Raw genomic sequence first — 23237 nt, forward strand, 5'->3', positions numbered from 1 at the left:
TGCTGCAAACCAGCCGCGCGTGGTTTCTTTTAACGCGGCTGACTGCCATGTGTTCAAGATGAACGGCTGGTTCTTTCTGTTAATTCCACCATTACATTATATAAACGATCTGCCGCATCCGGAATGCCCAAACGTTTTGCTTGTTCTTTCATTTTGCCGAGCCGCGGCTCATTCATCAGGATAGCATCCAACTCTTTCACGAGCAACGCGCCTGTTAAATCTTTTTCAAGCAGCAGCACTGCTGCATCCTGGTCCGTTAGAGAGCGTGCATTTTTCTCTTGATGATTGTTTGTTACGTACGGACTTGGAATTAAAATGGACGGAATACCGAGCGCTGTCAGCTCTGCAAGGGTAGTGGCCCCTGCTCTTGCTACTACCAGATCACAAGCAGCCAGCACATCCGGCATGTTATGAATAAACGGCTCAACCGCCACATTATCAGGCTTCCCTGCAGTCTGCAGCTCCGTCGAAACGCGTTCATAGTGAACATCACCTGTGACGTACAGCACCTGGTAGCTGCGGTCCGCCAAGTTGTTCAATGCCTCGATTACCGCATCATTAATAGGACGGGCGCCGCGGCTTCCCCCAAAAATAAGAACGGTTTTTCGTCCAGATGTAAACCCGTACTTTTGCAGCACACCCGCCCCGCTCGCTTCGATCACTTCGGAAGCTCTAGGATTGCCGGTAAGAACGGTTTTTGCTGCCGGAAAGTGTGTTTTTGCTGCATCAAAACAAACCGCCACTTTATCCACATACTTGCTTAGAAATTTATTTGTCAGTCCCGGCACGCTGTTCTGTTCATGGACAATTGATGGGATTCCCATTTTCGCAGCTGCATACACGACTGGTCCGCATACGTAGCCACCTGTACCAATCACAACATCCGGCTGAAATTCTTTCAGCATTTTTTTACAGTCGTTAACGCCTTTTAAAAAGCGCATAACCGTTTTCACGTTTTCAAATGAAACTGCCCGGCGGAATCCCGTAATGTCGATTGATTGGAAGGGAATCCCTTCCCGTACAACAAGCTTGGATTCTAGTCCTTTTTCTGTTCCGATGTATAGGAACGATGTGTCCGGGTGTTTCTGTTTAATCATCCGAATAAGTGCGAGTGCCGGGTAAATATGTCCGCCCGTTCCTCCGCCGCTGACTACTATTTTCAATTCTGTCACCTCAATAATTCATCTGGCAGCTTTTGTTGTTTAAACAGCTGTCCAATGCATTTTCATCTTAAATCAATGTGTCACGAGAATCAAATATTATCTTGAAAAACCCGTAAATTTCCTTCAATACTACCGCATATGACGGCTTGCACTTAAAACAATTCCCGCCAATGCCAGTGTCATAGTTAAAGAAGAGCCTCCGTAGCTTAAAAACGGCAGGGTTACCCCTGTTACTGGAAGAAGTCCTACTACGACCCCAAGGTTAATGAAAGACTGCAGGCTAATCATAGCCGTCAAGCCGAAAACGAGCAGCATGCCAAATGGATCGTCAATCCGCATGGCTATATATACTCCGCGCCAAATAAGCAGGAAAAATAAAAGAATAATCCATACAGCACCAAGAAAGCCCGTTTCTTCTGACCATATGGCAAAAATAAAATCAGTCTGTGGTTCAGGAAGATAGTAATATTTCTGCCGGCTTTCTCCGTAGCCATGCCCAAAAAGCCCTCCCGGTCCAACCGCATAAAGAGACTGAATTATTTGAAACCCACTTCCAAGCGGATCCGACCATGGATCCAAATAAGCCGTAATACGCTTCATTCGATAGGGTGCCGATGCAATGAGTCCAACCAATCCAATCACTGCTGTTATACCGATCGTCATAAAAAAGCGAATCGGTGCTCCCGCACTGAACAGCAAAAGAAAAGCAGTTCCCCCCATAACGGCCGCTGTTCCAAGATCCGGCTGCAGCATAATTAAGCCAAAAGCAGCCCCGATAACAGAAAGCGGAAAAAAGAGCCCTTTCCAAAACAAGTGAATGGTTTTTTTTCGTTCAGACAGGATGGATGCCAGAAAAAAAACAAGAGCCATTTTCATCCACTCAGAGGGCTGGAAGGACAAAGAGCCTACGCCAATCCAGCTTTGTGACCCGTTGCGCACCATCCCAATCCCCGGAATGAGTACAGCGATCAGCAGCAAAAATGCGACGATAAGCGCATGCTTTGAATAGGTCTTGAAAATCCTATAATCAAAGCGTGAGAATACCGTCATCACCACGATCCCGGCTACAGCAAATACGGCTTGTCTTTCTACAAAATAAAAAGAATTCCCATAGTTAAATTGCCCCCATACTTCTCCAGCGCTTGCGACCATCAGAAGGCCGCTTCCTGTTAACAACAAGACAAGCAGCAAAAACAGTTTGTCCGTTCCACGAGTAGAAACAGCAGCCACCCCTCTCATGCGCATTAAAAAACCGGAGCCATCAAGGCCCCGGCTCTTTCTTATAACGTATTCACACAGTCGATAAATATGTCTCCGCGTTCTTCAAAGGTTTTATATTGATCCCAGCTTGCACAAGCTGGAGACAATAAAACAACATCTCCTGCTTTTGACAGTGCAGCTGCTTTTTGTACCGCATCAGTCATATATTCCGCTTTTTCAATACAGGTAATGCCGGCTTTTTCCGCCGTTTCTCTCCATTTTTCCGCTGTTTCTCCAAACGTCACAACTGCTTTGACATCGTGCAGGTACGGAAGCAGGTCATCAAAGCCGTTGCCCCGATCGAGCCCTCCCGCGAGCAGAATGATAGGAGCTTGAAAGGCTGTGAGGGCACTTTTTGTCGCAAGCGTATTGGTTGCTTTAGAGTCATTATAAAACTTCCGGCCGTTCCATTCGCGTACAAACTGGGTCCGGTGTCTCACACCTGAAAAAGTCTTAAGAACATGGATAATCGCTTCATTTGCCACACCTGATAGTTTAACTGCCGCAATGGCCGCCAAAATATTTTCAAGGTTATGGCTGCCCGGCAATGCGATATCTGCTGTCGGCATAATTCCTTCTTCTTGAAAATACACCATTCCATTCTCGATATAAGCCCCATTTTCTACTTTTTGGCGCACGGAAAATGGAATGACATTCGCCATACTCGCCCCGGCCAAAGACAGAAGAGCTTCCTGGTCCGCGTTAATAATTAAAAAGTCTTCGCCAGTCTGGTTTTGCGTGATTTTCATCTTTGCTCCAACGTACTCTTCCCGTGATCCGTGATAGTCTAAGTGGGCATCATAAATATTGGTGATAATCGCAATGCGAGGACGAAATTCCTGAATCCCCATTAACTGAAAAGAGGAAAGCTCAATCACCACATGATCCTCCAGCTTGGCTTGCTGTACGACCTCAGATGCTACCTTGCCGATATTACCGGCAAGCACAGTACTTTTGCCGCCTTTTTTCATCATTTCATCGATCAGTGTCGTCGTTGTTGTTTTGCCATTAGTGCCGGTGATGCCAATAAACGGCGCTTCAGAAATCAGTCCGGCAAGCTCTACTTCCGTAATCACCGGCAGTCCGTCTAAGACCGCCTTGGATATGATCGGATTTGAGTAGGGAATACCCGGGTTTTTCACGATCAGCTCGAACCCTTCATCCAGCAGTTCTACCGGGTGGCTTCCGCATATCACTTTAATTCCTTCTGCCGAAAGTGAGCGGGCAGCTTCATTTTCTCCAAGCGGCTTTCCATCATTGACTGTGATATCAGCGCCTAGTTTTTTCAGCAAACGGGCAGCTGCGAGCCCGCTTTTTGCTAAACCTAATACAAGTACTTTTTTTCCGTTAAATTGATTAATCTGCTTCATATGTTCCATACTCCAATCCATAGACCGACCGCTGCTGCAATCACACCGACGGACCAAAAAGTGACCACTACACGCCACTCAGACCAGCCGCCTAGTTCAAAGTGATGGTGCAGCGGACTCATTCTAAAAATTCGTTTCCCTCTAGTTTTAAATGACCAGACCTGCAAAATAACCGATAGTGTTTCTGCTACAAATACAATCCCAATAAGAAGTAGCAAAAACTCAAACTTCGTTAAAATAGATAGTACCGCGATCGCACCGCCCAGCGCAAGCGATCCTGTGTCTCCCATAAATACATGGGCCGGATAAGCGTTAAATACAAGAAAACCGATGACAGCCCCAACAACTGAAAAGGCGAAAATGGCTGTTTCATCAAGCCCCTGGCTCCAGGCAATGACCGCATATGCTCCAAATGCAACAGCTGCCGTACCCGATACGAGGCCATCAAGTCCGTCGGTTAAGTTCACTGCGTTTGAAAAACCGACCAGCCAGAAAAGAACAAACAGCGCATATAAAATGCCCAGGTCAACGGAGAAAAAACCAAATGAAAGCTCCGTTGATAATCCTTGCTGCGCATAAATCACATAAAAGATAATAGAAATAATAATTTGGCCGATTAATTTTTGCAAGGATGTCAGACCAAGGTTGCGCTTCATCACGACTTTAATAAAATCATCTAAAAACCCAAGAAGTCCAAATCCAATGGTTACAAGTAAAAGCAAGGTTGTTTCTGTACCGATTGAATCAAATAATTGGGCAAAAAACAACGTCGTCACAATAATAGATAGCAAAAAGACGATTCCGCCCATTGTCGGTGTGCCCGATTTTTGCTGGTGAGACTTCGGTCCTTCTTCACGAATGCTCTGCCCGAACTTCAGTCTCCTTAAAAAAGGAATAAATAACGGGGCAATAAAAACCGTAATTAAAAACGAAACCGCAATAATTAACGCTATCTGCCACTCATTCATGCCTGTCCACCGTCCTTCTGAAGAAGTGCTTCTTTCGCAATCTCCCGATCATCAAAATGAAAAACATCTTTTCCAATAAGCTGATATGTTTCATGGCCTTTCCCTGCAATCACAACCGCGTCGCCAGGCTTCGCCGTACGAATCGCTTCAAAAATGGCTTCTTTTCGATCCTCAATCACCGTATAACGCTCCTGCGGCACACCTGCTTCCATATCTTTCAAAATGGCTTTCGGGTCTTCGCTGCGCGGGTTATCCGATGTGAAGATCGCTTCATCTGCATACTTGCAAGCCGCCTGTGCCATAAGCGGGCGCTTTGTTTTATCACGGTCACCGCCGCATCCGGCAATGGCAATTACCCGCCCTTTTGTTAATGGCCGAACCGTTTGAAGAACATTAATTAAGCTGTCCGGTGTATGCGCGTAATCAACAATCACCGAAATATCACGGTCATTTGGCACCACTTCAAAACGGCCTGCTACTCCTTCCACCTGCTCAAGCGCTGTTTGAATGGTTTCCGGCTTGATGCCTGAGACGAAGCCGGCCGCAAACGCAGCAAGCATATTGTATACATTGAAGCGGCCGGCTAATTTTGACTGAACTTGCAGCTCTCCACCCGGATACGTAATGGTAAAAGCTGTTCCTCCTGAGGTGAGCCGAATATCCTTTGCACGAATGTCAGCTGGATGGTCAATGCCATAGGTAACAACATGCGCCGCCGTCATCGAACGGTAAACAGCGGAAGCTGCATCATCGGCATTTAACACCGCAAAAGACGGACGGTCGGAATGCATTACATTTCCAAGGCGGGCAAACAACAGCCCTTTTGCTGTCCGGTATTCATCCATTGTTTTATGAAAATCGAGATGATCCTGCGTTAGGTTGGTGAAAACTGCTACATTAAAAGCAGTGCCGTTTGTCCTCCCTTCTTGGAGAGCATGAGAAGATACTTCCATAACTGCAGCCGTTACACCTGCTTCTTTCATATTTGAAAATGTTTTTTGGAGCGTAAGGCTCTCTGGTGTTGTGTTTTTCGTTTCAATAGTCTGGTCGCCAATCTTCATATACATTGTTCCAATTAAACCAGTCGTCTCTCCGTGAACCCGTAAAATATGATCAATTAAATGGCTCGTAGTTGTTTTTCCGTTTGTTCCTGTAATCCCAATTAGGTGGAAGGAATCTGTCGGGTAACCGTAAAAATGAGCCGCTAAAAGCGCCATTGCCCGTTTTGTTTCCGGTACATAAATAACTGGAACAGATACGTCCACAGGCCGTTCTGCTACAATGGCAGCTGCTCCTTTTCTCACTGCTTCTTCCGCAGCATTATGGCCATCAAAGGTAAATCCTTTTATACAAATAAATATTGATCCCTCTTGAACGAGGCGGTGATCGTTTTCCATCGACGTAATCGCCGGATTTCCATCCTTATCTTGCTGATAAAATGGAAGTGCTCGGAGCACAGTTGATAAATCCACGTTTTTTCAATCCTTTCTTTTCTGCAAACACTATGTACAATTTCCCGCGATTTCTATTGTAACGAAAAAAAGCCGCCGATGCGAATGCTTTTCAGCCTGTTTCGATCAAATTTGGCGGCATAGGCTCTTTTATTTTAATAAAACGCGTACTTTGCTTCCTCTCTCTACTTTTACCCCTTGTTTCGGCGATTGGTACACGACCTTATCTCCCGCTCCTTCAGCTACAATTTCAACATTGATCAGCTGTTCTTTTAATTTCTTTTTTGACAGGCCAATCAAGTTAGGCACTTGAATGAAATCCGGGTCATTCCAGGCTTTTTCTTTTTCGATCTGATTCGTTTGTTTTTCAACGTTTAACAGCGGAAGAACATCCTGCATCATTTTTCCGACAATCGGGGCGGCGACTGTACCGCCAAACTGAACCGTGCCTTTTGGGTTGTCAATAGCCGTGTAAATGACCACCTTCGGATCATTTGCGGGCGCCATTCCGATAAAAGAAACAATATGGTTGTTTTCAAGATAACGGCCGTCTTTCGCTTTTTGGGCGGTACCTGTTTTCCCTCCAACCCGGTATCCGTCTACGAAAGCGTTTCGTCCGGTTCCTTTGGCTACTACGTTTTCGAGGGCGCGCCGCACTTCTTTCGATGTTTCTTCACTAATAACCCGGCGTACCTTTTTCGGCTTACGAACCTCTTCCGTTTTGCCTGTCTCCGGGTTTGTCCAGCTCTCGGCTACATACGGCTCATACAATATGCCGCCGTTTATCGCCGCGGACACTGCTGTCACCTGCTGGATAGGTGTAACGGCTACACCTTGTCCGAAAGCCGCCGTTGCCGCTTCTACCGGACCGGCCGATTCCTCTGTAAAAAGGATTCCAGTTCCTTCTCCATACAAGTCAATGCCTGTTTTTTCGCCAAATCCAAATTTGCGAATGTAAGAAAAAAGCTTTTTTTCACCAAGGCGTGAACCGAGCTCTACAAAACCCGGGTTACAAGAATTCTGCACGACTTCAAGGAAAGTCTGATGGCCGTGCCCTTCCCGCTTCCAGCAGCGCAGCCGCGCACCATCCACTTCCACGTAGCCGGGGTCATTAAAGTGATCCTTATCAAGATCTACTTTCTTTTCTTCTAAAGCAGCTGCCAGTGTAATGATCTTAAACGTTGATCCCGGCTCAAACGTGCTCCATACAGGAAGATTTCGATTATATACATCTGGATCATATTTGCTAAAGCGGGCCGGGTCATAAGACGGGCGTGAAGACATCGCCAAAATAGCCCCTGTGTTCGGATCCATTGCGATACTCATAGCCGCATCCGGCTTGTACGTTTTTTCAGCCTGATCCAGCTCTCTTTCCATTACAGCTTGAATATCCGCATCAATCGTTAAACTTAAATCCATTCCATTTACCGGTTCCTCATAATGATTGGTAAGCCCCGGCATTTGGTTTCCTTTCGCATCTGTATACATTTGGATCGAACCTGGTTTGCCAGAAAGCTTTTTATCATAATAGGCCTCGATCCCGGCAAGCCCCTGGTTGTCAGCTCCTGTAAATCCAATAATATGGGCAAGCCTGTCCTTCATTACGTAATCCCGGATCGAGTCTTCCCCAAGCCAGACTCCCTTTAATTGAAGATCCCTCACCGCCTGCGCGGTTTCAGCGGATAAATGCCTGCCTTTGGAAGAAAGACGTTCAATTGAAGAACGTTTTGTCATTCGTTCATACAAAACCGATTCTTTCTCCCCGAGAACGGCGGCCAGCTTCTTGGCCGTTTGTTTCGGGTCGTCAATTTGAGCCGGAATCACATAAACCGTCGGCGCATTTTTATTCCCCACTAATACTTTTCCATTTCGGTCCAGGATCAGACCGCGCTCCGGCTCAGCAGGGATGCTTCTTCCCCACAGTTCTTCTGCTTTATCTGTCAGCTCACCCCCATTAACAAGCTGGATATAGCCGGTGCGGATGACCAATGCCGAAAAAGCCAAAAAAGACAAAAGAAGGATCCAAAACATTCGCACCCGCATTGTCCACACTCCTTTTCTTCATGATCATATGCTTCATTTAATGAAAATTGACAAAAAAAAGAGCCGTCCCGGCGATTTAGTGACTGGCACTAAAAAGCGAGACCGCTCCCTTTATCGGGATTGATCCGAGTCTTCATTTGCTTTTTGGTTAGCTTCTTCCGCACTGCCAGGCTCTTCAAGCTTAATAATAAGCTTCTGGCCTTCTTTTACGGCTTTGTTTGGTTCAATATTTTGAGATACTACATAGCCGGATCCTGAATAGCTTACTTTAAGCCCCATACTCTCAGCTACTTTCATCACATCACGCATGGCCCAGCCTTTCATATTTGGCATCGTCCACTTCTCAGATGTCAGCAGGATGGCTTTCTCTCCCTGCAGCAGCTTTTCGCCGGCCGCTGGCACTTGCTTTTCAATTTTACTGCCTGTACCGATCACGACCGGATCCATTCCGGCGTCTTCGTACGCCTTACGTGCTTCTGATGTTTTCTTGCCGGTAAAATCTTTTAACGTTACCGTTTGAGAAATAATCGTTTTATCCGGCTTGATATTTAAATATTGAAGACTGTTTCGCATAACAGGATTGAAAATCTTTGAAACAGGGCCCGACCCGGACTCTCCATCCAGCTGCGGCTGCGCAACTGCTACATATACGATGAGCTCCGGATCTTCTTTTGGGGCCATGCCCAGAAAAGAAAACAAGTAATTGTTTGATCCTGTTAAGTAGCGCCCATCTTTCCCGACAAGCTGCGCGGTTCCTGTTTTTCCAGCCACATCGTATCCTTCAATATGATACGGCTTGCCAGTGCCATGTTCTGCCGTTACGACCGTTTCCAGAATGTCTAGTGTTTCGGCTGCCGTTTCTTTAGAAATAGGCTCACCAACCACTTCCGGTTTTGTATCGACAATTGTTTTGCCGGTCGTGTCATCCACAATTTTATCAATAATATACGGCTTCATCATTTTTCCGCCGTTGGCAATCGCCGTCGCTGCCTGGACCATCTGCATTGCATTTACCGTTGATCCTTGGCCAAATGCTGTAGTCACTTGTTCAAGCGGGTAATTATATAAAATACTGCCTGTCGCTTCGTTAGGGAGTTCAATACCTGTTTTACGCCCGAAATGGAAGTCTTCAAGATACTGCCTGAAAACACCCGGCGACATTTGTTCCAGCATATTCGCAATTGCTACATTGGAAGAGCGCTGAATGCCTTCTTTATATGTAATATTGCCCCAGCCGGCCCCGCCGTTATGATCTCCAATACTGCCTCCGCCTTTTACTTTATATCTTCCTGACTTATAAAAAGCATCGGCTTCAAACGTGCCTTCCTCAATCGCCGCTGCCAGCGTAAAAATTTTCATTGTAGATCCGGGCTCATATGAATATTCAACGAGGTCGTTCATCCAGTTTACATCAAGCCCTTCCCGCGTGCCTGGATGAAAAGTAGGACGCTGGCTCATCGCCAAAATTTTGCCTGTTTTAGCTTCGGCTACAATGGCAAACGCTTTGGATGGATTGTATTGCGCCTCTACTTCACTTAATGCGTCTTCCATAAACGTCTGGATTTTAGAGTCAATGGTTAAATACATATCATCGCCGTTTTGCGGCTCAGTGACCATTTCTTGTTTTTCAGGAAGCAGGTAGCCCCATAAGTCGCTCGTATAACGGATTTTCCCATTTTTGCCCTGCAAATATTTTTCATAGGATTTTTCAATGCCCATCTGGCCTTTTGTTTCAAACGTAACATTCCCATTTTTATCTTCTTGTTCAATTTGCTGTGTAAAGCCAATTAAATGAGAAGCAAACTTTCCATTCGGATAAAACCGTTTCGCCTGTCGGGTAAACGTAATACCGGGCAGCTTTTCGGCTTCAATTTTTCGCTTCACGCTGTTCGTCAGCCCGCGTCCTGCCGTGCCAAACTCCACTTGGAATGCTCCTTCTTTTTTTAAGCGCGCCAGTATATCTTCCTCATCCATATCAATATATTTTGCCAGTACCTTTGCTGTTTTCTCTGGATCTACTACATGATTTGGAGATTCTGGATTCGTTGTTACAGAATCGTCTAAAATCGCTGCCATTGTAAATGAAGTAGTATCTTCTGCAATTACTTCTCCATTTGTATCATAAATCGTTCCCCGGCTCGCCTCAAGAACATCTGTACGCATGTATTTTTCAAGCGCTTCGTTTTTAAGTTTATGTCCGTCTGCTGTTCCGGTCGCCTGAATGTAAAATACCCGTGAAAATAAGATAAAAAAGAGGAGGGCGAACCCGACGTACAGGATCGCAACTCCTATTTTCCGATTGTTTCTATTTTCCATCATTTCGGCTCAACAACCTTAATGTTTTTGCTTAAATCCAGTCCCATCGCTTTGGCACGTTCCCAAATTTTTTCATACGTGCTTTCTTCGCTGATCTGGACATCAAGATCATGATTTACTTTTTCCTGCTCCTGGATTTTCACTTCGATATCCTGAATCTGTTTGTTTGTTTCATAGATCGCTGCCTGTGTAGAGATAAGCTTCGCACTCATAAAGCAAACTGTTAATACAAAAACAAGAAACAGTACCTTTTCTCCAGGAGTAAAAAATGACCTGCTGATCTTCCGCTGTTTAACAGAAGCCTTTTTAGGCTGTTCCACAATCGGCTTTCTCGCTGTGTTGTTCATTTTGATCCCCCCCTAATTGGTTTGTTTTCTTTTTTCTGCAATACGCAGTTTAGCTGAACGTGCCCGATTGTTTTCTGTCAGCTCTTTTTCAGTCGGGACAATCGGTTTTCTTGTTACCAGCTTTAAAACAGGTTCATATTCTTCCGGGATTACAGGTAAGCCGGGCGGCAGCTCCGGCCCTGCAGACGCTTCCTTGAAAACTGTTTTGCAAATACGGTCTTCAAGCGAGTGGAAGGTGATGACACTAATACGCCCATCGACATTCAATAAATCGATCGCATCGTGAAGTGACCGTTCAAACACACCCAGTTCATCATTTACCGCAATTCGAATGGCCTGGAAAATACGTTTGGCCGGATGGCCGCCTTTTCTTCTTGCCGGAGCCGGAATTCCTTCTTTGATCAGTTCCGTCAGCTGGCCTGTCGTTTCAATCGGCTGAACTTCCCGCGCAGCTTCAATTTTCCTGGCAATCTGCTTGGAAAACTTTTCTTCTCCATATCTGAAGAAAATGCGGACAAGCTCTTCAAAAGACCATTCATTCACAACGTGATAAGCAGTCAGTGCAGCACTTTTGTCCATTCTCATATCAAGAGGTGCATCATGATGATAGCTGAAACCGCGCTCCGGTGTATCAAGCTGAGGTGATGAAACACCCAAGTCGTACAAAATGCCGTCGATTCCCGTAACATTTCGTTTGTGAAGCTCTTCCTTCACATGTTCAAAGTTACTTTTTATAAATTCAACACGCTCAAGAAACGGAGCAAGCCGTTTTTTCGCATGTTCAATCGCAGTTTCATCTTGATCAAATGCATATAGTTTTCCGTTTGGCCCGAGCTTTGACAGCAAATATTCACTGTGTCCGGCTCCGCCGAGTGTACAATCTACATAAATTCCGTCCGGGCGGATATTCAGCCCGTCGACTGTTTCATGAAGTAGGACAGTCGTATGATTAAATTCCATTTTCTTATCAGTCCAATCAGCATTATAAATCGAAATCAGTTAAATTTTCCGCTATGTCTGCGAACGAATCCGCCGATGCTTCCGCATACTCATCCCATGCTGCGGCACACCAGATTCCCATCCGGTTTGACACTCCAACAATCACACATTCTTTTTGAAGTGAGGCGTATTGCAGAAGCGTGCCGGGGATATTGATTCTGCCCTGCCGGTCAAGGGTACATTCGTTTGCTCCCGAAAAGAAAAAACGGGCAAACGCACGTGAATCCTTCCTTGTTAAAGGCAGAGCGGCGAGTTTTTTCTCGAGTACTTTCCAATCGTCCAGGGGATATAAAAACAAGCACTTGTCCAATCCGCGTGTGACCACAAAAGTTTGGCCGGCTTCACCGCGGAATTTTGCGGGGATAATCAATCTGCCTTTTTCATCGACCGAATGACGGTATTCACCCATGAACATAATGCTTCCCCACTTTCTACACTAACTTTACCACATCCCCCCACTTTGCACCACCAATTTCATGCTGCAGATCTTTTCATTTCGTTTACACAAAAAAGCCTGCCCTAAGAGCAGACTTTTCATTTATACATATAGAAGATAATGGCCGCCATCATGTTTATATGGCTGATTCAACAGGTCATCAATAAAGGAAGGACCGTACACATTTAAAAAGGGATATACGTTCCATACTCTTTCCTGCAGTCCATCCGGGCGCAGAGCGGCTTGTACACGGTCAAACCGGCGTAAAGCTGCATCGTGTGTCTGCTTCAAAACAGCGTCGCTTTTCTGAAGCAGCAGCTCAATTTGCCGTTCATGATACTGCTTGTTTTTTTCAACAATCGGCGCAAGGCCATTATGAAGCTCGGCCGCACGCGCTTCAATTTTCTCGTAGCTCGCCATCAAATCCTGCTTCATATGGGCAACAAGCTCATCAAGGCGGTGATCACGAATAGAGTCCATATAAGCAGATTTTTCATTTTGCACGCCTTGCTGCACCGCCGTTTCAATCGGTGTCCCAATCTCTGAAACAATCTCCGCCACTGTCCGGTCTACAATCGTAATATTTAACCTTGGCATAATAAGCGGCATCGTAAGCCCGATATATTCAAAAGCTCCTTTTAACTCCGCCCAATAAGCAATCTCGCCTGGACCAGCGATAAAAGCAAGTGTAGGAAACAGCCATTCCTGCATGAGCGGCCGCGTCACAACATTGTTACTAAAGGATTCCGGCGATGTTTCCAGAAGCTGCAATAAGTCATCTTCTGTGTACGACCTCCCGCTTTTGCTGATAAACAGCCCGCCTTCCCTTTCAAGCAGGTGGCGCTCTCCTTCTTCAATCAGGAATAGATTCGCCGGCTGGCCGCTCGTTTCAATTGCGGGCGTAAAGCCGGCTTGTTCAAGCTCCTGCTGCGTGGAGTGCACCGCTTCCGCAATCGGGCCGCTTTCCACAATCAGTCTCTTGAAAAATGGCACTTCGAGCTTTCGAAGCTCCGGGTCTGCCGCATCAATCAGCAGCAGGCCGTGCTTGGCAAAAAAGGATCCAGTTAAAAAAGCAAAAAAATCGGTAAATGTGCGGCTTGCCTTCACCGCTTTTTTCACATCATGAAGAAGCTGATTCGTATAGTGTGTTTCTTTTAAACAAGCAAAAACAGAGGCCACCCATCCGAGCATTTGCTCTTGATCGTAGACTGTGCTTGATGCGGCCTGTTTTTTCACAAATCGCTCTGGATATCCTATTTTCTGCATATTCCCGTTTTTTTCTACAAACACATGGTTGATTTCCAGCAGATCATGATCCTCACCGGCAATCCAAAAAACGGGAACAACCGGAATACCCAGCTGCTCTTCCTGCTCTCTCGCCAGGTGCAGAATCGAAATGATTTTATGTATAGAATAAAGCGGACCTGTTAAAAGTCCAGCCTGCTGGCCGCCGATCACGACAACCGATTCAGCGTCTTCAAGCTTCTGAAGAGAGTGCTCTGTTTGCGCTGTCACATGATGCGGCGCCATATAATTCCGAATGATGCCAGCCAGCTCTTTTCGCTTAAACATTCGTGTCCGCACCTCTTCTGACCGCTGCTGAAAAGACTGCTGCGAAAATGGATCGTAGTCAAAAAAGCCGCCTGCCTGCTTTGAGCCGCTTATATATTCCCTGGCAAAGGGGGTCAAAGCGGGAACAGAAATGCGTTTTTGTTCCATGGATGTACTTCCTTTCTTTCGGACAAATTTTCTTGTTCGAGTATACCACCTGTCGGATTGAAAGGGAAAACAATGTGCCTGCACAGCTCCAATTCTTTTCCCTTATCTGTCCAATTCGGCTTTTTTTCCTTTTATAAGATGGTATAAGAGCGAAAAAGCGGGGGTCTCAACGCCCCTTTGGGCTGCTTCTTCCAAAAGGGCTCCTACGATAGCGTCTAATTCGGTTTCCCGCCCCGCTTTTATGTCTCGAAGCATCGAGGATTCATTGGCGGCTGTCTGGCGGCACACATCGAAAACAGACTGCGTAACGGATTCCCTCGTTTTAAAAGGAAAAACGGCCGCAATTTCTGCACACAATTTCTCTGCCGCTGCAGCATATTCGCTATTTTCAGCCAGCTCTCCGTTTTTCACATATAAAAGGGCAGTTAACGGATTAATCACCGCATTTGCGGCCATTTTATCAACCAGCATTTCGTATGCACTTTCTTCCCATTGAAAAGAAAAAACAGGCGTCTCCAGTTCGCGGACAACCGCTTCCTCTCCCCCTTTTACACGAGCTATTTTTGTTTGGCCGCGCCCGTTCACCTGAACCGTACGCTCGTCTATTTTGGCTGCCCCATGCGTCACAGAGCCGGCATAAATATTTGAAAAAGGAAGCTGCCGAATCAGCTTAAGATGGCTTAAACCATTTTGGATAAACAGCAAAGATGATGCTTTTGGAAGGTGCTGAAGGATCTCCGGCAAATGATACTGCTTCACCGCTGCAACGATTAAATCCGTTTCTGGAGGCGCAACAGCGGCTGTTTGAACCGGATAAATATGTGACCGCCCCTGCTCAATGACACGAATGCCTTCCTCTTCAAGGCGTTGCCGTTGTACGTTTGTTCTCGTTTGAATAGTTATGCGGTGGCGGCTGCTCCACTCTGCAGCAAAAAACAGCCCAAGGGCTCCTGCTCCAATAATATGAATATTCATGTATCCCTCCCGGTTTGTAAGCGATAACAGGGTCGCTACTTTTTTTATTTACTTTATTATATAATAAAGTAGACAAATCAAGAGAGAGTTTGCAAAGGAGATTGAGGAAATGGGCTTAGCAGTTGAGAATCTGAAAATGAATTTCAAAACGATGGAAGAGTTTAAATCCTTCAAAGAGTATGGACTTGAAGAACTTTCGATGATTGAGGAATTACAAACTTCCATGGTGGAAGACAATACCGATTCGCCTTTTTACGGCATTTATTACGGGGACCGGCTTGCTGCCCGTATGTGCCTGTATATCCGGCAGGATACATCAAATCTTGTACCCGGAAACGATCAGTATGTAGAAATTTGGAAACTCGAAGTGCTGCCGGCTTTTCAAAAGAAGGGACTTGGAGCATTGCTTGTCCAGTTTGCCAAGTCGTTTGAACTCCCTATCATGACAAAACCGCGTGTAAAGTCACAGTCTTTTTGGGAGAAAGTAGATTTTAAGCCGGTATCCGAAAACAGCACACGCCTTATTTGGCTTCCTGAAAAGAAAAACGCCCAGAAAACAAGCTGAACTCACGCACAATCTATTCTCTTTCACTCATACTCTAATGACAAAAAAAGCGAAGAGCCATGGCCTCTTCGCTTTTTTTGAAAGATGTAAAAGATGTTATTTGCTAACAACTTCTTTACCTTTATATGTTCCGCACTCTTTGCATACGCGGTGCGCAAGTTTCATCTCACCGCAGTTCGGGCAAGCTACCATACCCGGCACTTGAAGTTTGAAGTGCGTACGGCGTTTGTTTTTGCGTGTAGTAGAAGTTCTTCTAAAAGGTACTGCCATGTGATATACACCTCCTTAACGGAATAAAAACTATATGAAGCCAGAATAGCTGTACTTCTCAATTACTCATCATCGGACGAAAAGAAGTTTTGAAGTCCTGCTAATCTTGGATCAACAGCCGGCTTCTTTTTTTCGGGAAGCTCTTCTTCTTCTTCAAAAAACGCCCAATCTTTCCCAGACTGAACAACATGCTCATCCGCTTCCTCACTGAAAATCTGCATTGGCACCTCTAAAATGATCGCTTCTTTTAAAATCGGCCGGAGATCTATTACATTCCCCTCCGGAAAGTGAACATCTTCTGTCTCATATGATTCGCCTTCCTCCGGCTTTAATAAAAACCGTTCTGTCAGCGGAATTTCAAACGAGTAAGGCACGTCTACAAGTGTCCGAGAACAAGGGACAATCATTTCACCCGTTGCTTTTACATGAAAAACAATTTGATCATGACGAATATCAGCTCTGCCTGTTACATGGACAGGCGAAATGCGGCGTATGTCATTATCGAGTGTTGTTAAGTCTGTTACGTCAACTGTTTCATCAATTTCAAGACCGCGGTCGCGGTATTTTTGCAGTTGAATTATTGACCATTTCATTTAATCACCTCAAGGCAACAAAAGTAATTATAGCCCTCTCCCGATTGAATGTCAATATATTTTCTTTACAGTGAAATACCGGTTTGACTTTTTATTCACCATCTTTGAAAATGAAAGAACATTCTCCTGAAGAAAGGACGTTTCACATGAACGCAGCCGGCATTGTTGTTGAATACAATCCATTTCATAATGGACATCTCTACCATATAAATGAAACGAGGCGTTTGTCAAATGCAGACACTATTATCGCGGTAATGAGCGGCTCCTTTTTACAGCGTGGAGAGCCGGCCATTGTTGATAAGTGGACCCGCACAAAGGTAGCCCTGCAGCACGGTGTGGATATTGTCGTTGAACTTCCATACGCTTTTTCAACGCAGCGGGCTGAAATATTTGCACAGGGCGCCATTGAAATTCTTTCCCATTTAAAGTGCCGCTTTTTTTGCTTTGGCAGTGAAAATGGCGGTATGGCTCCTTTCCTCTACACCGCAGAACAACTGAAAAAAAACAGCATGGAGCTTAATGCCCGCGTCCGCTCCCTTATGAAAGAAGGAATGAGCTACCCGTCCGCCCAGACAAAAGCAAGAAACGAAATGTTCGGAGAAAATGCACTGCCGCTTGATTTGTCAAAGCCAAATAACATTTTAGGCTTTCATTATGTACAAGCCAACCTCGGGCTGTCCACGCCTATGCAGCCGCTGACGATTCAGCGAAAAGGAGCAGGATTCCATGATACTGAATCAACAGGGCCGATTGCAAGTGCGACAGCGATTCGGCAGCGCCTCTTTACTACAGAAGAACCGATTCATGATGTCATGCCTTCGCTGAGTGCTGAAGCCATGCAAAACCGTCCGCTGCATTCATGGGAATCTTACTGGCCTCTGCTTCGCTACCGCTTGCTGTCCATTGAACCCGGCCGTCTTGCTTCGATTTATGAAGTAGAGGAAGGCATCGGGCCAAGACTCATAGAAGCAGCACGGCAAAGCCGCTCCTTTGCTGGCTTTATGGAACAAGTTAAAACGAAGCGTTACACGTGGACCCGCCTTCAGCGAATGATGACCCACATTTTAACTGATACTGATAAAGCAAGCATGCAGAAGGCTCAGCAGACTTCGTTTGTCCGGCTGCTTGGTATGACCGAAAGTGGGCGTGCATATATCCGGTCCGTGAAAAAAGAAATAGAAGTGCCGCTGCTTTCCCGCACAGCTGCTGCCGGCAGCCTGCTTGCGCTGGATATAAAAGCATCCCGTGTGTTCGCTTCCGCCCCCAGCGCGAGTGAAAGCTACGTACGTTCTCTTTTAGAGCAAGAATATTCCACGCCGCCGATTTTACTTTGACGCAGACAGGTTTCTTAAATAGTCCACTGCGTCCGAAAAAGTTTGAACCGGTACAATAACCATGCTTGTTCCAATATCCTCTGCAGCTTTTTTAGCTTCCTCATAATTGGTTTTGGCATCTGTACGGCCCGCCGGCAGCTTATCATCCGGTGCAAAGAAAAACTGCGCCCCTGCCCGGTCGGCCGCTACGACTTTTTGAGCAATGCCTCCAATCCGGCCAACTGTGCCGTCGGGGGCAATTGTTCCCGTTCCAGCTACCTTTAATCCAGCCGCCAAATCCTCTTCCACCAGCTGGTCGTAAATTTCAAGTGAAAACATAAGACCGGCAGAAGGACCGCCAATGTCATCTGCTTTCAGCGTTACCTTTGGGTCGCTTTTGAGCGCTCGATCATCGGCCAGGCTGATGCCAAGGCCGGACTTGCCGCCCAGCTCCGCGAATGCTCTGAGCTGAACAGTTTTTTCATAATTTTTTTTATCGCGTGTAAATGCAACTGTAATTCGGCTGCCTGGCTTTTTCGCCTGCACATAATCCGTCATTTGTTTAGACGATGTAACAGAACGGCCGTCAATAGATGTGATGCGGTCGCCTGCTTCAAGCACCCCTTCCGCAGGCATATCAGGAAATACACTTAACACATAAATACCTTTGTATATCCAGTTGTACGGTTTGCCCGCTTCCCTAAAAGCAACCGCTATGGCATTTTGCTGTGAGGTATCCATCAAATGAACCTGCCTCACGTTAAATTCATTCTCCGATTCATGTGAATAGCGAACCGTTTCTTTTGGGAGAATTTCTTCGTAATCCCGAAGAAATGCCCACGCGTATGAATAAATGTTAGCAGGTCCCATCTGTATCGTGGTCAGCATCAATGTGCTTGTATCATTGTCGTCTCCTTCACCTACCTCAACAATTGGATTAAGCGTATGCGCTTCTCCCGGTCTTGTAATGTAAAACGGCAGCGGGATAAAGGCTGCCACAATAATCAGCAGCAGAATCGCATATAAGAGCCCTGTTCTTTTATTTTTCACATTTGTTCTTCCTTCCATGCAGAAATCATCCAGCTCTATAACTGGTATGAATTGTTTCATTAGTCTATTCTTTCTGCCTTTACATATCCTTTTGTACAGGCTCTTTTATTGTACAAAATTTTAAGAAGGCGTGCTTTATATTCTAATCAGGGGGCTTTTTATGTGGAAAACTTATGCTGCTGCCTGCTCCATTACGCTGCTGGCTGCCGCTCTTTTATTTTCACCTCAAACCGGCTTGAAGGCAGCAGTCTATGGTATGGATATATGGTGGAAAACTGTTTTTCCATCCCTTCTTCCCTTTCTCATTTTAACAGAGTTAATGATAGGTCTTGGCGTGATTGCTTTTTTCGGCTCCATTCTAAGCGGTTTGATGCGGTTTTTTTTCCGCATTCCCGGTCCAGCCGGTGTGACCTGGATGCTGTCACTGGCTTCAGGATTTCCGGCCGGCGCAAGAATGGCTGCACAGCTTCGCACGGAGCAGTCGATTACCCGTACGGAAGCAGAACGGCTCGTTGCGATGGCCCATTCCTCTAACCCATTATTTATTTTAAGTGCGGTGGCCAGCGGTTTTTTAAAAAGTCCGGAGACCGGCCTGCTACTTGCCTCAGCTCATTACAGCGGTGCTTTTTTGGTCGGGCTTACAATGCGTTTTTATGGAAAAGAAGAAAAAATAGAGAGAAAAAAAATAAAAACAGCCGGGCCTCTTCAGACATTTAAAGAAGCACGCGAAAAAGATGGACGGGTTTTTGGCACCTTGCTCGCTGATGCAGTACTGTCTTCTGTTAAAACACTTGTACTGGTTGGCGGCTTTATTCTCTTTTTTTCTGTCCTAACCACTTTGCTGCATAAGTATGGAGTGGCCGCTTTTTTATTTTCTCTTCTTGGCTCCAATGAAACAAGCATGCCTGTGTTTAAAGCACTTTTTGCCGGTTTTTTCGAACTCACGTCTGGTGTGCAGCTCTCCTCTTCCGGATCGATTCCTTTACCCGTAAGCCTGCTGCTGATCAGTGCTATTCTTGGCTTTAGCGGCTTAAGCGTTCACGCGCAGGTAGCGGCGATTATTAGTGAAACGGATATTCGTTTCGGCCCTTTTTTCGCCGGCCGTATTCTTCATAGTGTATATGCAGCAGTCATTACTTTTTGTTTGTTATCATGGCCTGTTTCTTTTCCGAAGGCCGCTCTATCGTTTGCGCCAGAGCATGGCATGCTGACCACGGTAGTTGTTCTGGGTGTCGCTTCTCTTTTGCTGGGAGTCCGCTATTCAAAAAGCCGGACCAAAAGAGTTTAATCTTTCGGCCCGGCTTTTTTATTTTGAAACGGAATCAGCAAGACGTTTTTTTATTAACGCTTCTTCCACTTCCCTCGGGACAAGCTCTGAAATATCCGCCCCATATTTCGCCACTTCCTTGACAATGCTTGAGCTGAGAAACGAATACTGACTATTGGTCATCATAAAAAACGTTTCAAGCTCATCGTTTAGTACGCGGTTCATGGACGTAATCTGCATTTCATATTCAAAGTCAGATACGGCCCGCAGTCCACGCAGTATGGCTTTTGCTTTTACCTGTTTTGCGTAATCAACGAGCAGGCCCTGATAATGGTCCACTTCCACATTTGGAATATGTGCCGTAACCTGGCGGATTAACTCTGCCCGCTCCTCTGCCGAAAACAGCGGTTGTTTAGATGAATTACTTAAAATGACGACATACACTTTGTCGAATACTTTCGCCCCGCGCTGAATAATATCCAGGTGCCCGTTGGTAATCGGATCAAAGCTTCCTGGGCAAACTGCAATACTTGTCATGATCTTTCCTCCTCATCTGCCGCTTTGTAAATGGAAACAGAAATCATTCCGTACGTTTCGGCGCGTGTGCAAGAAAACGGGCCGACCTGTTCAGGAAGGCGTACATCTGATCCGTGCTCACACATCACAAATCCATGTGGTGCAAGCAGATTATGCTCCGCAATAAACAGCAGCATGGCTTCAAGCTTTTGCTTTTTATAAGGCGGATCCAGAAAAATACCATCGAATACTAACTCGCGCTTTGTAATGGCTTTTAATGCCCGCTCCGCTTCATTTCGATATACTTCTGAGCACTCTGTAAATCCAGCGTTCCGTATATTTTCTTTTACTGTTTGAATCGCTTTCATATCGCGATCAACAAAAATCATTCGATCCATTCCACGGCTGAGCGCTTCAATTCCGAGCCCTCCTGAGCCTGCAAATAAATCTAATCCAGTGCCGCCTTCAAAATAAGGACCGACCATATTGAAAATGGACTCCTTTACTTTATCTGTCGTAGGGCGCGTGTCTTTTCCCGGCACTGCTTTTAAAGGCAGCCCTTTTTTTTCACCTGAAATGATTCTCATATTTTAACCTGCCATTCGTTTTTCTTCATTCATGGTATCATAAACGTATAAATGAAATCTATAGGGTGAAAAAGAAACCCCGCCTTTGGCGCGAGGTTTCTACAGTCCATAAGATGTCAGCTCAATGGCTTCATTGTATTCTTTTACTTCAAAGAGAAACACTTTTTGAAACCAAATTTTATCCATATACGTTATACCGTCGATTTGGTCAAGAGCATGTTCATACAAAGGGTACGGATGGTTATTTACATATACCTGGTTTCGGGCTGCATCGAACCGGTATACATCCACTCCTTTTTTCATCCTCCATTGCTGCGGCGATACTTTTTGAACAGAAAATCCGAGCGCTTTGGCTGCGTCTTCAAGCGGAATATACAGCAGGCCATTTTTTGTTTTAACATGAAAAGATACTGGCTGATCTTCTACTGTAACAGGCCGTCCATCAAAAAAAACAAGAGGCAGAGACGGAGGGCGGCTGCTTTTGTTTTCTTTAAAAAAGTTTGTCTGCTCACCTTTTACTGCTGACAGCACCTGGTCAAGCTTAACGGCATTTACTTCTTTGCCTTTAAGCTGCAAAAGTGCTTCTTGCCATTTCTTTTCTTCTTGTTCAGTCAGTACGGCCGTAACTTGCTCCTTCATCTCGGCGGCTTTCATATACATCGGTTTTGCGTTATATAAAGACACAGCAAGAAATGAAGTCATCCATTGTTCATCTGCCGGAAAAATAAAGTGTTTTTTAACATACGCATACACCGCATCTGTGTGGATGGTGTTTAAATCACTTTTCTGTCGGATAAACAGCAATCCGTCGAGCTGCTGCGGTTTAATATTAGAAGAGATCACAACGGTCTGCCTTGGAAGGTCATCTGTAGAAAATGGCATGTCCATTAACCCTGCCGAAAGCTGCACGGTGTCTCGCGCAAAAATGGTTCCTGCTGAAAAATGGGTTTCTTTTAAACGTTCTTTTTGCCAGAAAAGCGGCGGCCTTTCTGCTTCCCCTTCAAAAGAATAAAAATCAATTTCTGAAAGCTGCTTGGCGGCTTTTTGCTCAATAGAGGATATCCATTGTCCACCTCTTTTTGTATGATCCGTTAAGAGCAGCGTTGTTTTGGCTGATGTCATTTCTTCAAACGCTGCCTGCCAATTGTTCAATAAAAAAGAACGAGGAGAAAGCGAAGCCGGAATCGTGTATTGAATCGAGACATTTTCACCTTTTACCGTAATGATTCCCGACTGACTGCTCGTTATGCACGTATCTCCTTTTGAACAGGATACTTCTTCTGCTTCGGCAGGCAGCCTCATTGTTAAATTCGTGCCTTCCGATACGGAAGCGAGCGTTTGCTTGATCGTAAAGCCGCTTTCTTTAACATCTATTTCAATTGTCTGGTTTGCGATTACTTTCTGGGAAGCGCTTGACCGTTTCTCATAGCCAATCCATTGAACTGTTAACAATACGCCGGAGGCCGCTGTTAAAAGCAAAAGAAACACAAGGACTTTCTTCATGCATAATTCACACTCCTTAAGAACTATGACCTATCTTTATCATATCAAAAAAATTTTTCGCTGACGATGAAATTTGTCAAAATCAAGTGAACATTGCTTATAATAAGGGAGATGAATGGAGGTATATAGATGATTCAACGATTTATTGAACTTGGTGAAGGATATTCAGATTTATATGAGCTTCTTGATATTGCGGAGCGCGCAGCCGGCCGGATTTCGCAATTTGTTGCCCTGCACTCTGCCGCCGGTACGTCATGTGCTGTTATTCTACATCCAACGGAGACAGGCAGTTTCCAGCCGATTTATGTATGCCGGGAAGGCATTCCCAATCCTTATCAAAAAGAAAATGAACGGTTTCGCTTGTTTCAGCAGGCTGCAGCTTCAGCGGGCAAGCCGCTCATTGAGCTAGAAGTCAAGCCTTCCTCCCAGTTTGCCGAAAAAACGTTGTACTACCAGTATTTAATCGGCATTTTACGCCTTAACCATTATCTTCGTCCGCTTTAAATAAAAGGTTCTGTTAAAGACG

22 protein-coding genes are annotated in these 23237 nt (G+C 45.5%); 4 read left to right on the plus strand and 18 right to left on the minus strand.

Annotated features, from left to right (window positions below):
• Positions 1-53: 53 nt before the first annotated feature.
• From murG to L2D08_RS02380, 12 genes are all read right to left on the minus strand, one after another.
• Positions 54-1163: an undecaprenyldiphospho-muramoylpentapeptide beta-N-acetylglucosaminyltransferase gene (murG, locus tag L2D08_RS02325; protein ID WP_242232125.1), complete on the minus strand. Its 1110-nt coding sequence runs from the start codon at positions 1161-1163 to the stop codon at positions 54-56.
• A gap of 129 nt (positions 1164-1292) precedes the next feature.
• Positions 1293-2402 carry a putative lipid II flippase FtsW gene (ftsW, locus tag L2D08_RS02330; protein ID WP_242232455.1) on the minus strand — a complete coding sequence of 370 codons (1110 nt, stop codon included), beginning with the start codon at positions 2400-2402 and terminating at the stop codon, positions 1293-1295.
• Between the two features lie 41 nt (positions 2403-2443).
• Entirely contained in the window at positions 2444-3793 is a 1350-nt protein-coding gene (gene murD / locus L2D08_RS02335) for a UDP-N-acetylmuramoyl-L-alanine--D-glutamate ligase (protein WP_242232126.1), read from the minus strand.
• The gene (mraY, locus tag L2D08_RS02340; RefSeq protein ID WP_242232127.1) at positions 3790-4761 is read right to left on the minus strand and encodes a phospho-N-acetylmuramoyl-pentapeptide-transferase; all 972 of its coding nucleotides are present in this window, start codon (positions 4759-4761) and stop codon (positions 3790-3792) included. The genes murD and mraY overlap by 4 nt, the downstream gene beginning before the upstream one ends.
• A complete protein-coding gene (locus tag L2D08_RS02345; protein WP_242232128.1) occupies positions 4758-6233 on the minus strand; it encodes a UDP-N-acetylmuramoyl-L-alanyl-D-glutamate--2,6-diaminopimelate ligase in 1476 nt (491 codons plus the stop codon). Before L2D08_RS02345 ends, mraY begins: the two co-directional genes overlap by 4 nt.
• Before the next feature lie 129 nt (positions 6234-6362).
• Complete coding sequence (locus L2D08_RS02350; RefSeq protein ID WP_242232129.1) at positions 6363-8255, minus strand: stage V sporulation protein D; 1893 nt, start codon at positions 8253-8255, stop codon at positions 6363-6365.
• 111 nt (positions 8256-8366) lie between these two features.
• Entirely contained in the window at positions 8367-10574 is a 2208-nt protein-coding gene (locus tag L2D08_RS02355; protein WP_304653920.1) for a penicillin-binding protein, read from the minus strand.
• Positions 10571-10918, minus strand: coding sequence for a cell division protein FtsL (gene ftsL / locus L2D08_RS02360; RefSeq protein WP_242232130.1), 348 nt, complete (start codon positions 10916-10918; stop codon positions 10571-10573). Before ftsL ends, L2D08_RS02355 begins: the two co-directional genes overlap by 4 nt.
• Positions 10919-10930: 12 nt before the next feature.
• Positions 10931-11878, minus strand: coding sequence for a 16S rRNA (cytosine(1402)-N(4))-methyltransferase RsmH (rsmH, locus tag L2D08_RS02365; protein WP_242232131.1), 948 nt, complete (start codon positions 11876-11878; stop codon positions 10931-10933).
• Between the two features lie 22 nt (positions 11879-11900).
• A complete protein-coding gene (gene mraZ / locus L2D08_RS02370) occupies positions 11901-12332 on the minus strand; it encodes a division/cell wall cluster transcriptional repressor MraZ (RefSeq protein WP_242232132.1) in 432 nt (143 codons plus the stop codon).
• Between the two features lie 123 nt (positions 12333-12455).
• Positions 12456-14072, minus strand: coding sequence for a bacillithiol biosynthesis cysteine-adding enzyme BshC (gene bshC / locus L2D08_RS02375; protein ID WP_242232133.1), 1617 nt, complete (start codon positions 14070-14072; stop codon positions 12456-12458).
• 102 nt (positions 14073-14174) lie between these two features.
• The gene (locus L2D08_RS02380) at positions 14175-15047 is read right to left on the minus strand and encodes a 2-dehydropantoate 2-reductase (RefSeq protein WP_242232134.1); all 873 of its coding nucleotides are present in this window, start codon (positions 15045-15047) and stop codon (positions 14175-14177) included.
• Between the two features lie 109 nt (positions 15048-15156).
• On the opposite strand from L2D08_RS02380, the gene L2D08_RS02385 reads away from it, so the two are divergent.
• The gene (locus tag L2D08_RS02385; protein WP_242232135.1) at positions 15157-15612 is read left to right on the plus strand and encodes a GNAT family N-acetyltransferase; all 456 of its coding nucleotides are present in this window, start codon (positions 15157-15159) and stop codon (positions 15610-15612) included.
• A 96-nt stretch (positions 15613-15708) separates the two neighbouring features.
• Here the strand turns inward: L2D08_RS02385 and rpmF are convergent, their stop codons facing one another.
• Positions 15709-15882 carry a 50S ribosomal protein L32 gene (gene rpmF / locus L2D08_RS02390; protein WP_046175141.1) on the minus strand — a complete coding sequence of 58 codons (174 nt, stop codon included), beginning with the start codon at positions 15880-15882 and terminating at the stop codon, positions 15709-15711.
• A gap of 62 nt (positions 15883-15944) precedes the next feature.
• A complete protein-coding gene (locus L2D08_RS02395) occupies positions 15945-16475 on the minus strand; it encodes a YceD family protein (RefSeq protein ID WP_242232136.1) in 531 nt (176 codons plus the stop codon).
• A gap of 146 nt (positions 16476-16621) precedes the next feature.
• Between L2D08_RS02395 and L2D08_RS02400 the strand changes: the two genes are divergently transcribed.
• Positions 16622-17809 carry a nucleotidyltransferase gene (locus L2D08_RS02400; RefSeq protein WP_242232137.1) on the plus strand — a complete coding sequence of 396 codons (1188 nt, stop codon included), beginning with the start codon at positions 16622-16624 and terminating at the stop codon, positions 17807-17809.
• Here L2D08_RS02400 and L2D08_RS02405 read toward each other — a convergent pair.
• The gene (locus tag L2D08_RS02405; protein ID WP_242232138.1) at positions 17801-18898 is read right to left on the minus strand and encodes a SepM family pheromone-processing serine protease; all 1098 of its coding nucleotides are present in this window, start codon (positions 18896-18898) and stop codon (positions 17801-17803) included. The two genes, L2D08_RS02400 and L2D08_RS02405, sit on opposite strands and share 9 nt — an antisense overlap.
• Before the next feature lie 100 nt (positions 18899-18998).
• On the opposite strand from L2D08_RS02405, the gene ylbJ reads away from it, so the two are divergent.
• Positions 18999-20126 carry a sporulation integral membrane protein YlbJ gene (gene ylbJ, locus L2D08_RS02410; RefSeq protein ID WP_242232139.1) on the plus strand — a complete coding sequence of 376 codons (1128 nt, stop codon included), beginning with the start codon at positions 18999-19001 and terminating at the stop codon, positions 20124-20126.
• Between the two features lie 18 nt (positions 20127-20144).
• On the opposite strand, the gene coaD is transcribed toward ylbJ, so the two are convergent.
• The 3 genes from coaD to L2D08_RS02425 form a co-directional block, all read right to left on the minus strand.
• On the minus strand, positions 20145-20642 hold the full coding sequence (coaD, locus tag L2D08_RS02415) for a pantetheine-phosphate adenylyltransferase (protein WP_242232140.1): 498 nt from the start codon (positions 20640-20642) through the stop codon (positions 20145-20147).
• Positions 20639-21208 carry a 16S rRNA (guanine(966)-N(2))-methyltransferase RsmD gene (rsmD, locus tag L2D08_RS02420; protein WP_242232141.1) on the minus strand — a complete coding sequence of 190 codons (570 nt, stop codon included), beginning with the start codon at positions 21206-21208 and terminating at the stop codon, positions 20639-20641. Before rsmD ends, coaD begins: the two co-directional genes overlap by 4 nt.
• Before the next feature lie 99 nt (positions 21209-21307).
• Positions 21308-22711, minus strand: a complete 1404-nt coding sequence (locus tag L2D08_RS02425; protein ID WP_242232142.1) for a copper amine oxidase N-terminal domain-containing protein — start codon at positions 22709-22711, stop codon at positions 21308-21310.
• Positions 22712-22840: 129 nt separating this feature from the next.
• Between L2D08_RS02425 and L2D08_RS02430 the strand changes: the two genes are divergently transcribed.
• The gene (locus tag L2D08_RS02430) at positions 22841-23215 is read left to right on the plus strand and encodes a DUF7147 family protein (RefSeq protein WP_242232143.1); all 375 of its coding nucleotides are present in this window, start codon (positions 22841-22843) and stop codon (positions 23213-23215) included.
• Positions 23216-23237 lie beyond the last annotated feature (22 nt).

The organism is Domibacillus sp. PGB-M46 (assembly GCF_022668875.1).
Lineage (GTDB): Bacteria > Bacillota > Bacilli > Bacillales > Domibacillaceae > Domibacillus.